Source organism: uncultured Prevotella sp., assembly GCF_946407605.1.
In the GTDB taxonomy this organism is placed as follows: Bacteria; Bacteroidota; Bacteroidia; order Bacteroidales; family Bacteroidaceae; genus Prevotella.
Genome location: NZ_CAMJOS010000030.1, coordinates 1 through 13,593 on the forward strand (window position 1 = coordinate 1; position 13,593 = coordinate 13,593).

Below are 13,593 nucleotides of genomic sequence, written 5' to 3' on the forward strand. Positions count from 1 at the left end.
CTAACATAATGAACCCCGAAAGTTTTTTGTCTAACTTTCGGGGTTCATTTCATTTGAGTCGGTGCCTTCCGTTTCTTGTGGCGCGAAGTGGGGGAGTATTTGAGTCTATCCTCCCTTCACCCTTTACCTTTGTCCAACTTTCTCACTTTCTCAATTATGACAAGAGCATTTCTCGATTTTATTTAGCAGAATTTTTACTTATTATATATTATATATAATATATAATAAGTAATATAATATTATACTTGTACCTGTAAAAGACCTGACTTCGTCGAGCTTTCCTGTTGAAAACCTTCCTGTCATAATTGAGAAAGTGAGAGATTATTGTATTAGGCAATAAGATTGGTGAAATCATCTGACAATCGGGCACGGGAGCAATCCTGTGCCTTTTTTGATAGAAAAATACGAAATCTTTTTGTTGTTAAAGAATTAAATATTATTTTTGCAGTCAACCTGAAACGAGATATGATACATTATTTTACGAACTAAAAACTAAACAATTATGAGCAAATGGTATCTTAACAGATGGTGGGTTGTGCTTGCTGCCTTGGTTGTTGAAGTGGGATTCACTTTAATGATGCTGTCTCTGAGTAGCGATGGGGATTTGGATAGAGATGGCCGCAAACTGGCTATCCGATTCTCTATCATAACTCTTTTGGCTGTCATCACACTATATGGGCTTCATAAGGATTCACTCCTGTCTGTAAAGATTTGGAGGATAATTGCGATTGTGTCCACAATTGCATGTTTTGCGTGCAGTGGTCTTCTTCCGATGTTGAACCATACTCTGGTAGATGCCTTTCTATTGCTGTCTCTTGGATTAGCTGCCGTTTCTATTTCTACCATTTTTTTTTACAAAAGTTGAAAGGGGAAAGGTGAAAGCTGAAAGGTGAAGGTTGCGTGAGCAGACTAGACCGAAGGTCAAAGTGAAAGGTGAAAATTCTTGTACATTCTAAGCGGCGAAGCCGAGCGGAAAATTGAAAAGGAACAAGAAAAGAGGGTGCATCAAAATGATGACGCACCCTCTTGTTGTTACTTGCTTACTTCGTTTTCTTCCTGCATATCGATGAATTGTCGGTTGGAGTCGTAGAACTCGTACTGCAGGAATGCCAGTTTCTGGCTTGGAACGACTCGGATGCCCAGCCCGTATTTCAGCTGCCAGCGGCGCTTGAGTGAGATGACGCCTTGGTTGATGTAGGCAGCGACATAGGGGTGGACGTGGAGTGTGAAGCGCTTGATGCCAATCTTGTTGACAAGGCGGTCAATCTTGCTCTCTAACTGGTCGGTGAACAGGATGCTGGCTTTGATTTTGCCCGTACCGTGACAAGTGGGACAGCTTTCCTCGACGGCGACGTCCATGGCAGGGCGTACGCGCTGACGGGTGATTTGCATGAGTCCGAATTTGGATAGTGGCAAAATGTTGTGGCGAGCACGGTCTTTCTTCATGTTCTCGCACATTCGTTCGTAGAGTAGCTGGCGATCCTCTGCCAGGTTCATGTCGATGAAGTCGACGACGATGATGCCGCCCATATCGCGGAGACGCAGCTGGCGTGCCAGTTCGTCGGCAGCGCCGAGGTTGGTCTCGAGGGCGTTGGCTTCCTGTCCGTTTTCTTTCTTGATGCGTGTCCCGCTGTTGACGTCGACCACGTGCATGGCCTCTGTGTGCTCGATGATGAGGTAGGCTCCTCGTTTGTAGTTGACGGTGCGTCCGAAACCTGACTTGATTTGCTTGGTGACGTCGAAATTGTCGAAGATGGGCACGGTGCCTTTGTACAGCTTGACAATGTCGGCCTTGTCGGGGGCAATGAGTGTGACGTAGTTGCGAATCTGGTCGTAGATTTCGGCATCGTTGACGTGGATGCCGTCGTAAGTGGGATTGAATAGGTCGCGAAGGAGGGCTACGGCGCGTGTCTGTTCTTCGAAGATGAGCTTGGGACGCTCGGTGGTCTTCTGTACCTTGCTGATGGCGTCTTCCCATCGTTTGAGCAGCACCTTGAGCTCAGTGTCGAGTTCGGCGGCTTTCTTGCCTTCGGCCACGGTGCGTACGATGACTCCGAAGTTTTTCGGTTTCATGCTTTGTACAAGCTGCTTGAGCCTGCTGCGCTCCTCGCCTCGCTTAATCTTGCTGGATACTGAAACTTTTTCGCCAAAGGGTATGAGCACCATGAAGCGGCCTGCGAAGCTGAGTTCGCACGTGAGGCGGGGACCCTTGGTGTTGATGGGTTCCTTGACGACCTGGACCATGATTTCCTGTCCAACCTTGAGTACGTTCTGAATACTTCCGTCTTTGGGAAGCACAGGTTGGCTGGTGGCTTTCTGGATGGGATAGAGTTTCTTGCGATCGCTTACTACCTGCTTGAGGTATTTCTCGTATGAGCTGAATTGAAGCCCTAAATCAAGATAATGCAGAAACGCATCTTTCTCCGAGCCAACATCGACGAAGCAAGCGTTGAGTCCGGGCATGAGCTTGCGCACCTTGCCCACATAGATGTTGCCAACGGCAAACGAGGCCTCGCGGGGCTCGTTCTGATATTCTACCAGGCTCTTGTCTTCGAGGAGCGCGATAGATATCTCTTTTGGCTGGACATCGATAATTACTTCGCTTGTCATTCTCTTGTTGGGATTATTTGTCTTGATTTGCTTTAACTAAAAGGGTGCACCAAACGCAAAATGTTGTTTGGTACACTCCTTCCATCTTTTTCTTTCGTCAGTAACGATTACTTGCTCTTATGACGATTCTTGCGCAGTCTCTTCTTACGCTTGTGTGTGGCCATCTTGTGACCCTTCTTCTTTTTTCCGTTTGGCATAGTTTTAAAAATGTTTATTTGATACTAAATTCTTGTTGTTCCTTCTTATTACTTGTCCATGCGGTCGATGAAACTCTTGCAGGGCTTGAATGCGGGAAGGTCGTGAGCCTCGATGACGAGGGTAGTGTTCTTGGAGATGTTACGAGCCGTCTTCTGGGCGCGGTGCTTGACGATGAAGCTACCGAAACCGCGGAGATAAACGTTCTCCTTGTTGTTGGCAAGACTCGTGCGGATTTCCTCCATGAATGACTCCACAACTACTGAAACTTCTTTGGCATTAACGCCTGTTTGCATGGCAATTGTCTTTACTATTTCTGCCTTGGTCATATTGGTCTTTCTTTGTTGTTTTAATTGATGTTCTTAATTTCGGACTGCAAAGATACTCATTTTCAGTCAGATATGAAAATTTTTTTGCTGTTTTTTAGAAAAAACATTCAAAATTGGTGTTTATTATTCACTAAAATACTCGGTTAGTTCCTTTTCGACGTCGGAATCGGCGGTATAAAGGTCGCGAATGATGACACCTTTTTCAAGCAACGCGATGCGCGACGAGATGTCGACGGTGTGCTGCAGGTTGTGACTACTAATAAGTATGGTGGCATGCGTGCGCTCGGAGTATTCCTTAAGGGTGCGCTTCAGCACGTTCTGACTGGTGGGGTCGAGGAAGTTGAAGGGCTCGTCGAGAATGACCAACTTGGGTTCGCGGATGAGTGCGGAGATGATGCCCACCTTCTGCTTGTTGCCTGCCGAGAGGTTGCGGATGAGCTTTTTCTGTCCGAAGACCTCGCCGCCAGCCAGGTGCTCGTACTGCTGCATGCGGTTTTCTATTTCCTTCTGTGACGTGCCGCTGATTTTTCCGATGAACGAGAAATACTCTTCGGGCGTGAGGTAGTCGATGAGGAAGCCCTCGTCGACATAGGCGCCAGTCATGTATTTCCAGTCTTCCGACTGGGCGGGGTTGATGCCATTGATTTCTACGGTGCCAGCGTCTGGCTGCAGCAGGTCGAGCATCATGCGGAACAGGGTGGTCTTGCCGGCTCCGTTGTTGCCCACGAGTCCCAGCATGTCGCCATCGTTGATGGTGAACGAGGGGATGTCGCAAGCCACGGTCTGGCCGAACTGCTTCTTAAGGTTTTCTATCTTGATCATTGTTATTTCGTTATGACGTTATAACGTTATTACGATATTACGATATTTCGACAATTATTTACACTAAGCCCCGTCCGTGGCAGTTCTTGAACTTCTTGCCGCTGCCGCAGGGGCAGGGGTCGTTGCGGCCTGGCATCTTGTCGCGGACGATAGGCGTGCGGTTCTGCTGGGCGCGGGTGTCGCGCTGGGCGGCAGCCTGCTGGCCTCTGTCAACGAGCTGCTCTTCCTGCACGCTCTGCTTGTTCTCGGTGTACTGCTGGCGGTTGGTGTGCTCCTCGGGAGCAGCCTCGCGCACCTCTTGCTGCATCTCGGGAATCTGTCCGCGGTTCAGCACAGACATGGTGCGGTTGTTCATCTCGTTGATCATGTTGTCCCACACCTTGGCGCTCTCAAGCTTGAAGATGAGCAACGGGTCTTTCTGCTCGTAGCTGGCGTTCTGCACAGAGTGGCGCAGCTCGTCGAGTTCGCGGAGGTTCTCTTTCCACGACTCGTCGATGATGTGGAGCAGCATCTGCTTCTCAAACTCCTTCACCACGGCCTTGCACTCGGTGTCGTAGGCCTCCTTCAGGTTGCAGGCAATGTTATAGACGCGGCGTCCGTCGGTGATGGGCACCATGATGCGCTCGTACATCTGTCCCTGCTCCTCATATACGCGCTTGATGACAGGCCATGCCACCTCGCGGATATGGTCGGTCTTGCGGTTGAAGTTGGCCAGGGCAGCCTGGAACGACTTCTCGGCCAGCTCGTCGGGCTTCTCGTTGACGAACTCCTGTTCGGTGAAGGGTGCCTCCATAGCGAAGAGGTGCAGGAACTCCTCCTTGCAGCCTTCGTAGTCGTTGCGCTCGATGATAGTGCTGACGCGGTCCCAGATGGTGTTGGCGATATCCATGCCGATGCGCTCACCCATCAGGGCGTGGCGGCGCTTCTCGTAGATGACGGTACGCTGCTTGTTCATCACATCGTCGTATTCCAACAGGCGCTTACGAATGCCGAAGTTGTTTTCCTCGACCTTCTTCTGGGCGCGCTCGATGCTCTTTGAAATCATGGGGCTCTCAATCATCTCGCCCTCCTTGAAGCCTAAGCGGTCCATGACAGAGGCGATACGCTCTGAGGCGAACAGACGCATGAGCTTGTCTTCGAGAGAGACGTAGAACACAGAAGAGCCCGGGTCGCCCTGACGTCCGGCACGACCACGCAGCTGGCGGTCCACACGGCGGCTCTCATGGCGCTCTGTACCAATGATGGCCAGACCGCCGGCGGCCTTCACTTCGGGTGAAAGCTTAATATCGGTACCACGACCTGCCATGTTGGTGGCGATGGTGACGGCACCACGACCCTGTGAGTCCTGCTGGCCAGCCAGTGCCACGATGTCGGCCTCCTTCTGGTGCAACTTGGCGTTCAGTACCTGGTGGGGGATCCCCTCGCGCTTGCCTGTCTCGGGGTCAACATACATATCGAGCATGCGGCTCAAGAGCTCTGAAATCTCAACGCTGGTAGTACCAATCAGGGTGGGGCGGCCTGCCTTACGCATCTTTACTACCTCCTCGATGACGGCACGATACTTTTCGCGGGCGGTCTTATAGACACGGTCGTCCATATCGTTGCGGGCCACGGGCTTGTTGGTGGGAATCTCCACCACGTCGAGCTTGTAGATATCCCAGAACTCACCAGCCTCGGTAGAAGCGGTACCTGTCATACCTGCCAGCTTGTGGTACATGCGGAAGTAGTTCTGCAGGGTGATGGTGGCAAAGGTCTGTGTGGCAGCCTCCACCTTCACGTGCTCCTTGGCCTCGACTGCCTGGTGCAGACCGTCGCTCCAGCGACGACCCTCCATGATACGGCCCGTCTGCTCGTCAACAATCTTTACCTCGCCATCGATGACCACATACTCGTCGTCCTTATTAAACATGGTGTAGGCCTTGAGCAACTGCTGCAGGGTGTGCACACGCTCGCTCTGCACGGCATAGTGGCTCATCAGCTCGTCCTTCTTGTTCAGGCGCTCCTCGTCAGAGAGACCGGTCTCGGCTTCGAGAGCCGACAGCTGTCCTGCGATGTCGGGCAGCACGAAGAGCTCAGAGTCGTTGACCTGCTTGGCCAGCCACGCTGTACCCTTATCGGTGAGGTCGCAGGAGTTCAGTTTCTCGTCAACCACGAAATACAGGGGCTCTACGGCCTCGGGCATCTTGCGGTTGTTGTTTTCCATATATTTCTCCTCAGTCTTCAGCATGCCTGCCTTGATACCTTCCTCAGAGAGGTACTTGATGAGGGGCTTGTTCTTAGGTAGCGACTTGTGAGAGCGGAACAGAGAGAGGAAGCCCTCTTCAATCATTTCCTTGTTGTTGGTGGCCTGACCCTCGGTAATCTTCTGCTTGGCGTCGGCCAGGAACTGGGTGGCCAGCTGCTTCTGCACGCCGAAGAGCTTCTCAACGAGAGGCTGATACTCTTCGAACATCTGAACCTCGCCCTTGGGCACGGGGCCACTAATAATAAGAGGTGTACGGGCATCGTCGATCAGCACAGAGTCGACCTCGTCGACGATGGCGTAGTTATGGGCACGCTGCACCAGGTCGGCTGGCGAGATGGCCATATTGTCGCGCAGATAGTCGAAACCAAACTCGTTGTTGGTACCGAAGGTGATGTCGGCCTGATAAGCCTGACGACGGGCTGGGGAGTTGGGCTGATGCTTATCGATACAGTCGACGCTCAGACCGTGGAACATATAAAGCGGTCCCATCCACTCAGAGTCACGCTTGGCCAGATAGTCGTTCACAGTCACTACGTGAACACCATTGCCAGTGAGCGCATTCAGGAACACGGGGAGGGTAGCCACAAGGGTCTTACCTTCACCTGTGGCCATCTCGGCAATCTTACCCTGATGCAGAACCACACCACCAAAGAGCTGCACGTCGTAGTGAATCATCTCCCACTTCAGGTCGTTGCCGCCTGCCGTCCAGTGGTTGTGGTAGTAGGCCTTGTCGCCTTCGATAGTGATAAAGTCCTTGCGGGGGTCGCCTGCCAGCTCGCGGTCGAAGTCGTTGGCAGTAACGATGGTCTCCTCGTTCTGGGCAAAGCGGCGAGCCGTTTCCTTCACGATGGCATATACCTCGGGCATCACCTCGTCGAGGGCCTTCTCGTATTCGTCGAGTGCTTCCTTCTCCTTCTTGTCAATCTTGGCGAAGATGTCGGCACGCTCGTCCAGCGGGGTGTCCTCGATGGTGGCTTTCAGTTTCTCTATCTCTTCTTTTTGGGTTTTGGCGGCAGCCTGCACCTGCTGGCGAATCTCCTGCGTACGGGCACGCAGGGCATCGTTGTCGAGCACTTCTATTTGAGGCGAAACTGCCAATACTTTTTCTACGAAAGGCTGAATTTTCTTCATGTCTCGCGACGACTTGTCGCCAAACAGCGCCTTCAGAATACTATTGAAATTCATCTTATTATTAATGAGTTACTGATTTCAAAATGATAATTTGGGGTGCAAAGTTAGTCATTTTTTGCCAATAAATAGCAAAAAATATCCATTATTTGTCAAAGATGTCAGAATAATGGCTTCGAAGAGCACGCATTAGGCGCCCTGATGCGGATGCATTTGGCTATGGTTGGCGCAATCTGGTCGATGGTGACGGGCAGTTGAACCTGCTCTGACAAGATGCCTGCGCCAAAGAATATAATGGGGAATTGTACGAATGCTGCCCTTGAGAGCTCGCTCTCCTGTGTGTCTTCGTGGAGGATGCGCCATCCGGGTGCCGTCTCAATGAAGATGTCGCCACAGTTGTCGGGACTGAATCCGTTGCGCACCTTCTGTATCAGTTCGTTCTGACTGGTCAGCAGCTGCAGCGAGGTATAGACATTTCTCACGCCCGACATCATAGCCAGGAACTCCTGACTGCGGCTTAAGGCTTCGGTCATGCTGATTCTCTTGGCTTCCAGTAATTTACGGTTCAGGAATATCTGGTTCTTGTAAACCGTTTCTACATAGTTGCCCTGACCCCAGGTGGCTCCCAGATACATGTTCATCAGGTTGATGGAACGGTTCATGTAGAACGTGCCCGATGGTATCTTATATGCCTGATAGTCAGCCATCTCCTCGTTGCTGTAGCCTGTGCTGGTCAGCACGAAGAGCACATTATCGTGGCCCAGTTTCTCCTCGAGGGTGTCGATAAGGCGTCCCAGCTCGTTGTCAAGACGGATATAGGTGTCCTGCATCTCCAACTGACAATCTGTCACGGCCTGATGGTCGTAGGTGCCGGCATAATAGGTGATGCAGAGCATGTCCGTAATCTTGTCGTTGCCCATGCCGGTGCTCGTTACACATTGCAGGGCCATATCCGTTACATCGCCATTGACAAGGGCGCTGGTCTTGTATTGACGGAAGCGTCCCACACCTTCAAACTGATGCTTGAAAGGCTTCTGCTCGCCAGTCTGCATGAAATAGCTGAAGTTGCTGGCCAGCAGCGAGAAGGGCGTCCATTCTGTAGCGTCGGCCTTCTGACCAGGCGACACGATTCTGTTGAAAGCCTGGGCCCACGTGGGCAGGGCGGTGTAGTAATAGCGCGAAGAGCACCAGTTGCCCTGCACATCGTCAATCCACAGGGCACCGTTGGCAGCGTGGCCTGCTGAGAGCACTGCCGACTCGCGGAAGGGGGCGATGGCATAGACAACTGCCTTGCCGCCCGTGGCCACCTTGAGTTCGTCGCCGATAGTCGATGTGATCATCTTGTCGGGCGAGGCTGTCTCAGCGGTGTTGATACCTGTATGCTTGGGGTCGTCAACACATCCGATGGGGCGCAGCGTCTCACGGTTCAGCCAGTGCAAACCTGATATATTATTATAATAAGGTGTAACGCCAGTGGTGATGGCTGCCGTTGCCGATGCTCTGTCGATTGGGGTGAAAGGGTAGGAGACATTCGTATAGACCTTGCCGTCTTTCAGCAGGCGCAGGAAGCCATTGTTTGAATACAGAGGCGTGAAAGCTTCCAAATAGTCGCTTCGCAACTGGTCGATGGTTATACTGACTACCAGTCTCGGGGCTCCGTTGGGCTGAGCCTCTTCTGCTACCACTTCTGCGTGAAATCCCAGAACGGCCAGCAATGTGATGTAGATGTACCTATTTGTCATTGTGATGTCTCCAATATCTTAGCAGCAAACATAATGCCACAAATTCCATACCCTCAGCGTAGTCCTGCCAGTAGCTGCCCAGGAAGAAGGCCATCGTGAGCACCATGCTGTGGGTGAACCATACGGTTTTGCGACCTTTCCATACAGGCCAGATATAGAACAGCGACATCGGGTTGAATATAAGAATCTGCAGGTTGAGGCTGGTGGTGGGATGTTCTGAGAAAATCATCAGGAACAACACGATGCCTACGATGCCGGTGGCTGTCATCCACATGATGTCGAACCACTTCAACGTCTTTTTCTTGGTGTATTCGTAGGCAAGGACTATCAAAGAGATGACCAGCAGGATGATGCCGCAATGCGTGGGAGTGAGGGGCAGACTGGGATCTGTGACCTGTACACCTGGTGCCACCAGCTCGCGGCGCTCTTTCACTAACGGCTCCTTGCGACCATCGTGCTCAATGAAAGCGTGGTCGAAGTCGTAGCGAAGGTTCTCGGGCAGAAACTCCTGTTCGCGCATCGTTGTCTTGAGGTCGGACTTCACGCCCAGCAGCAGGTCGATGCCACAGGCCGTCCAACGATAGTCTGTCAGGTGCTCGTGCAGCATCTGGCGATAGGTGGGGGTGTAGTCTTCCCTTGGCGTGTATATAATCTTTCCACTCACGTTTCGCTCGATAATGTCTCGTGGACGTGTGGAACAGTTGTCGTAGAAGAAATTATAGCGGTAGATGCGGTTCTCTGGTAAGTAATTGATACGCAGAGCGTTATAGATATTGACTTTCTCCTGATTAGTGAGGTTCAGCACATGCTCTGTAACCTGACAGCCCCAGTCTTGATAGTATTTGCAGAAGGGCGCTGTGGGTGCTATGCCTAACTCATAGTCTGTCAGTCCGAAAACAAAGCGTGAGGCAAAATGGGGCGCAGCGTAATTGAATACACCATAGTTGAACACGCAGTCTACGCCATTTCGCAAATCGTGAAGGCGCAGGGCGGTATGTCCATAGAGACTGTATATCTCGTTGTGCGGTGAGCAAGTGATGAGTCCTATCTCAACGCTGTCAAGGGGGCTCAGGTCCTCCTGAGCAGAGATGTTGTTGCTGGTGAAAAAACAAATTAAAGCAACAAAAATAGTCCTAAAAATGTTTTCGAATTGTTTCACGATGCAAAATTAATCTATATTTTCCACTTTCGGTGCGTTTAGTTCGATTTTTTTTAATAATTTTGCACCCTGATAGAAAAATTGAATATGAACAAACAAATTATATGCACTGCTTTTGCAGTTGTTCTTGCCTTTTCAGGCTATGCTCAGAGTGGCACGAACTCACCTTACAGCCAATATGGTATAGGTGTGTTGTCGGACCAGTCGCAAGGATTCAGTCGTGGTATGAATGGCGTGGGTCTTGCCTATCGTAAGGGTAATGCGGTTAACACGCTCAACCCTGCATCGTATTCTTCCATTGACTCGCTGACGATGATCTTCGACGTGGGCCTGTCAGGACAAATTACGAATTTCAAGGAAGGTAACACCAAAATCAATGCCAAGAATGCTAACTTTGAATATCTGGTGGGTAGTTTCCGCCTGTTGCCAAAGGTTGGCGCAAGTTTTGGCGTTCTTCCGTTGTCGAATATTGGATATAGCTATTCCTCGAAAACTTATCTGAGTGATACTTATGGTACCGTTTCAGAGACCTATAGCGGCTCGGGCGGTCTGCATCAGGCTTTTATTGGTCTGGGCTGGGAGGCTGTCAAGAATCTGTCGGTAGGTGCTAACGTGTCATACGTCTGGGGAACCTACGAACGTTCGGTATCTACCAGTTCGAGCTCCTATGTTAATACGTTGTCGAAAGACTATACCTGCAATGTCAACAGCTATTATATCAAGCTGGGTGCACAGTGGGCGAAACCCTTGAACGCTACTGATGTGCTGACGTTGGGTGCTACTGTGGGGCTGGGACATGATCTTAACTCCAATCCCACCTGTGATATCGTGAATATCAATACCCAGGCAGCTACAAGTGATACCACCAGATTTGTGGTTGACAATGGATTGAAGCTGCCTATGAGCTATGGTTTTGGTGCTTCATGGTCGCGTGGCGATAAGTTGTTTGTGGGAGCCGACTTTACTTTGGAACAGTGGGGTAAACTGGATTTCCCTGACTATTATAAAACGGCCAACGGCGATATGACCTATGCCCTGCGTAGTGGTTTGCTGAAAGACAGATATAAGGTGAATGTTGGTCTCGATTATGTGCCAAGTCCTTCTGGTCAGCACATGTTGGGACGTGTTCACTATCGTTTCGGAGCAGGCTATGCTACACCTTATTATTATATAAATGGAAAGGAAGGTCCTAAGGAGCTGAGTGTCAGTGCCGGTTTTGGTATTCCTCTGCAGAGGGTGACCTGGAACTCTCGCGGACACATGCGTCCTCTTCTGAATATCAGTGCTCAGTGGGCACATACATCAGCCAAGGACTTAATTACTGAGAACACATTCCGTATCAACGTTGGATTGACTTTCAACGAGCGTTGGTTCGCCAAGTGGAAGGTGGAGTAATTTAAAGGTAAAAAAGTAAAAAAGTGATGATGCGCTATAGGTGTAGAAAGGTGGCGGTAAAGGCAAGATGGCTTTTACCCTTTACCTTTTTTGCCTTCCTGCTACTATTTGCCTGTACAGAAGCTAAGGAGCATACCGCACCTGCCATTAATCCAGAGGATTCTGTTTCGATGATGACGTCGTATGGCGTCAATACGTTGATTAGCGACTCGGGCGTTATCAAGTACCGTATCGTTACAGAACAATGGGATGTCAATACCGTGCGACAGCCGTCGCGATGGGAGTTTATGAAAGGCATCTTCTTCGAGCAATTTGATGAGCAGTTTCATGTGCAAGGCTATATCCAGGCCGATACAGCATGGTACTTTGACCAGCAACGCCTGTGGAAATTGAGAGGAAGAGTTAATCTGCGCAATATCAATGGATTGATATATACCAGCGAGGAACTGTATTGGGACGGCATCAAGCATGAGTTCTATTCTAACTGTTACTCGAAGGTGGTGACGCCGGAACGTACCATTGAAGGCACGTATTTTAGAAGCGATGAGAAGATGGACCACTATATGGTGAGTAACTCTCAGGGCTCGTTCCTGGCTAACGACATAGACGCTGAACCAGACACCACACAAACTGCACCATGATGACTACATTGCTCATAGGACTCGCCATCTCCATGTTGTTCTCTGCCTTCTTCTCAGGCATGGAAATAGCCTTTGTGTCAAGCAATAGGATGCTGGCTGAGATGTCGCGTGAGAAGAATGGACTGTCACAGCGCGCCATTGCCTTGTTCTATCGACATCCTAACAACTTCGTTTCTACGATGTTGGTGGGCAATAATATTGCGTTGGTTATCTATGGTATTCTATTTGCGCAGATTTTCGATAATTATGTTTTCGATGGACTGATTGACAATGCCGCCACGCGAGTAACACTCGACACGCTGCTGTCAACGCTGGTGGTATTGTTTACTGGCGAGTTTCTTCCAAAGACCATCTTCAAGAGTAATGCCAACAGCATGTTGACATTCTTTGCCATTCCGGCATTCCTCTGTTATGTGCTGCTGTATCCTATCTCCCGTTTTGCTGCACTGTTGTCAAAAGGACTGTTGAGACTGGTGGGTGTGAAGATGGATAAGGTGGTGGAAGACAAGGAGTTTACAAAGGTGGACTTGGACTTTCTGGTGCAGACCAGTATCGATAATGCCAAGAGTGAAGACGATATTGAGGAGGAAGTGCGCATCTTTCAGAACGCTTTAGATTTCTCAGATACCAAGGTGCGCGACTGTATGGTGCCCCGTACGGAGATTGATGCCGTTGAGGATACCTGCGATATAGAGCAACTGAAACAGAAATTCATAGAGAGTGGACATTCCAAAATCGTGGTTTACCATGAGGATATCGACCATATCGTAGGGTATATTCATTCGTCGGAGATGTTCCGTAATCCCAAAGACTGGACGAAGCATCTGCAGACCATGACGTTTGTGCCCGAGACGATGGCTGCCAGCAAGATGATGCAGACCTTCCTGTCGCAGAAAAAGTCGCTGGGAGTGGTTGTCGATGAGTTTGGCGGCACCAGCGGATTGATTGCTCTGGAGGATATCGTGGAAGAGATATTCGGCGATATCGAAGATGAACATGATTCCACGAATTATGTGGCAAAGCGTCTCGACAGCGGCGAATACCTGTTGTCGGCTCGTCTGGAGATAGAGAAAGTCAACGAACTGTTTGATTTAGAGTTGCCTGAAAGCGATGAATACATGACTATCGGTGGACTCATACTCCACGAATATCAGAGTTTCCCAAAACTCAACGAGGTCGTGAAAATAGGGAATTGGGAGTTTAAAATACTCAAGAATACAGCAACGAAAATCGAATTGGTAAGACTAAAAGTCAATGAAAATACCAATTTTTCGTAAAAATTTGCCGTTAATTCAATAATTCTTTGTAACTTTGCGGGCTGTAATTT

The 13,593-nt window shown here is 50.0% G+C and carries 8 protein-coding genes and 1 pseudogene; 3 read left to right on the forward strand and 6 right to left on the reverse strand.

From position 1 onward, the window contains the following. Nucleotides 1-1,032 precede the first annotated feature (1,032 nt). The 6 genes and pseudogenes from Q0R57_RS11525 to Q0R57_RS11550 all read right to left on the reverse strand — a co-directional run bounded on the left by Q0R57_RS11525 (nt 1,033) and on the right by Q0R57_RS11550 (nt 10,230). Entirely contained in the window at nt 1,033-2,610 is a 1,578-nt protein-coding gene (locus Q0R57_RS11525) for an Rne/Rng family ribonuclease (RefSeq protein WP_294747716.1), read from the reverse strand. A 245-nt stretch (nt 2,611-2,855) separates the two neighbouring features. Continuing rightward, a pseudogene (locus Q0R57_RS11530) lies at nt 2,856-3,137 on the reverse strand (HU family DNA-binding protein); the annotation flags it as partial. 120 nt (nt 3,138-3,257) lie between these two features. Beyond that, the gene (locus Q0R57_RS11535) at nt 3,258-3,956 is read right to left on the reverse strand and encodes an ABC transporter ATP-binding protein (protein ID WP_294747719.1); all 699 of its coding nucleotides are present in this window, start codon (nt 3,954-3,956) and stop codon (nt 3,258-3,260) included. A 58-nt stretch (nt 3,957-4,014) separates the two neighbouring features. Beyond that, complete coding sequence (secA, locus tag Q0R57_RS11540) at nt 4,015-7,386, reverse strand: preprotein translocase subunit SecA (protein ID WP_294747722.1); 3,372 nt, start codon at nt 7,384-7,386, stop codon at nt 4,015-4,017. A gap of 104 nt (nt 7,387-7,490) precedes the next feature. Beyond that, the gene (locus Q0R57_RS11545) at nt 7,491-9,071 is read right to left on the reverse strand and encodes an alkaline phosphatase family protein (protein ID WP_294747724.1); all 1,581 of its coding nucleotides are present in this window, start codon (nt 9,069-9,071) and stop codon (nt 7,491-7,493) included. After that, on the reverse strand, nt 9,061-10,230 hold the full coding sequence (locus Q0R57_RS11550; protein ID WP_294747727.1) for a DUF4105 domain-containing protein: 1,170 nt from the start codon (nt 10,228-10,230) through the stop codon (nt 9,061-9,063). Before Q0R57_RS11550 ends, Q0R57_RS11545 begins: the two co-directional genes overlap by 11 nt. A gap of 87 nt (nt 10,231-10,317) precedes the next feature. Here Q0R57_RS11550 and Q0R57_RS11555 point away from each other — a divergent pair, with 87 nt between their 5' ends. The 3 genes from Q0R57_RS11555 to Q0R57_RS11565 are packed head-to-tail and all read left to right on the forward strand — an operon-like array spanning nt 10,318 to nt 13,543. Continuing rightward, on the forward strand, nt 10,318-11,625 hold the full coding sequence (locus Q0R57_RS11555) for a hypothetical protein (protein ID WP_294747730.1): 1,308 nt from the start codon (nt 10,318-10,320) through the stop codon (nt 11,623-11,625). A gap of 26 nt (nt 11,626-11,651) precedes the next feature. Beyond that, nucleotides 11,652-12,266, forward strand: a complete 615-nt coding sequence (gene lptC, locus Q0R57_RS11560) for an LPS export ABC transporter periplasmic protein LptC (protein ID WP_294747732.1) — start codon at nt 11,652-11,654, stop codon at nt 12,264-12,266. Then, a complete protein-coding gene (locus Q0R57_RS11565; RefSeq protein WP_294747735.1) occupies nt 12,263-13,543 on the forward strand; it encodes a hemolysin family protein in 1,281 nt (426 codons plus the stop codon). The genes lptC and Q0R57_RS11565 overlap by 4 nt, the downstream gene beginning before the upstream one ends. Nucleotides 13,544-13,593 lie beyond the last annotated feature (50 nt).

What these genes read in the sequence shown, in the direction of transcription:
- Q0R57_RS11555 (WP_294747730.1), top strand. Translation starts at nt 10,318, where the DNA reads ATGAACAAACAAATTATATGCACTGCTTTTGCAGTTGTTCTTGCCTTT.
- Q0R57_RS11565 (WP_294747735.1), top strand. Translation starts at nt 12,263, where the DNA reads ATGATGACTACATTGCTCATAGGACTCGCCATCTCCATGTTGTTCTCT.
- Q0R57_RS11535 (WP_294747719.1), bottom strand. Translation starts at nt 3,956, where the DNA reads ATGATCAAGATAGAAAACCTTAAGAAGCAGTTCGGCCAGACCGTGGCT.
- Q0R57_RS11525 (WP_294747716.1), bottom strand. Translation starts at nt 2,610, where the DNA reads ATGACAAGCGAAGTAATTATCGATGTCCAGCCAAAAGAGATATCTATC.
- secA (WP_294747722.1), bottom strand. Translation starts at nt 7,386, where the DNA reads ATGAATTTCAATAGTATTCTGAAGGCGCTGTTTGGCGACAAGTCGTCG.
- lptC (WP_294747732.1), top strand. Translation starts at nt 11,652, where the DNA reads ATGATGCGCTATAGGTGTAGAAAGGTGGCGGTAAAGGCAAGATGGCTT.
- Q0R57_RS11545 (WP_294747724.1), bottom strand. Translation starts at nt 9,071, where the DNA reads ATGACAAATAGGTACATCTACATCACATTGCTGGCCGTTCTGGGATTT.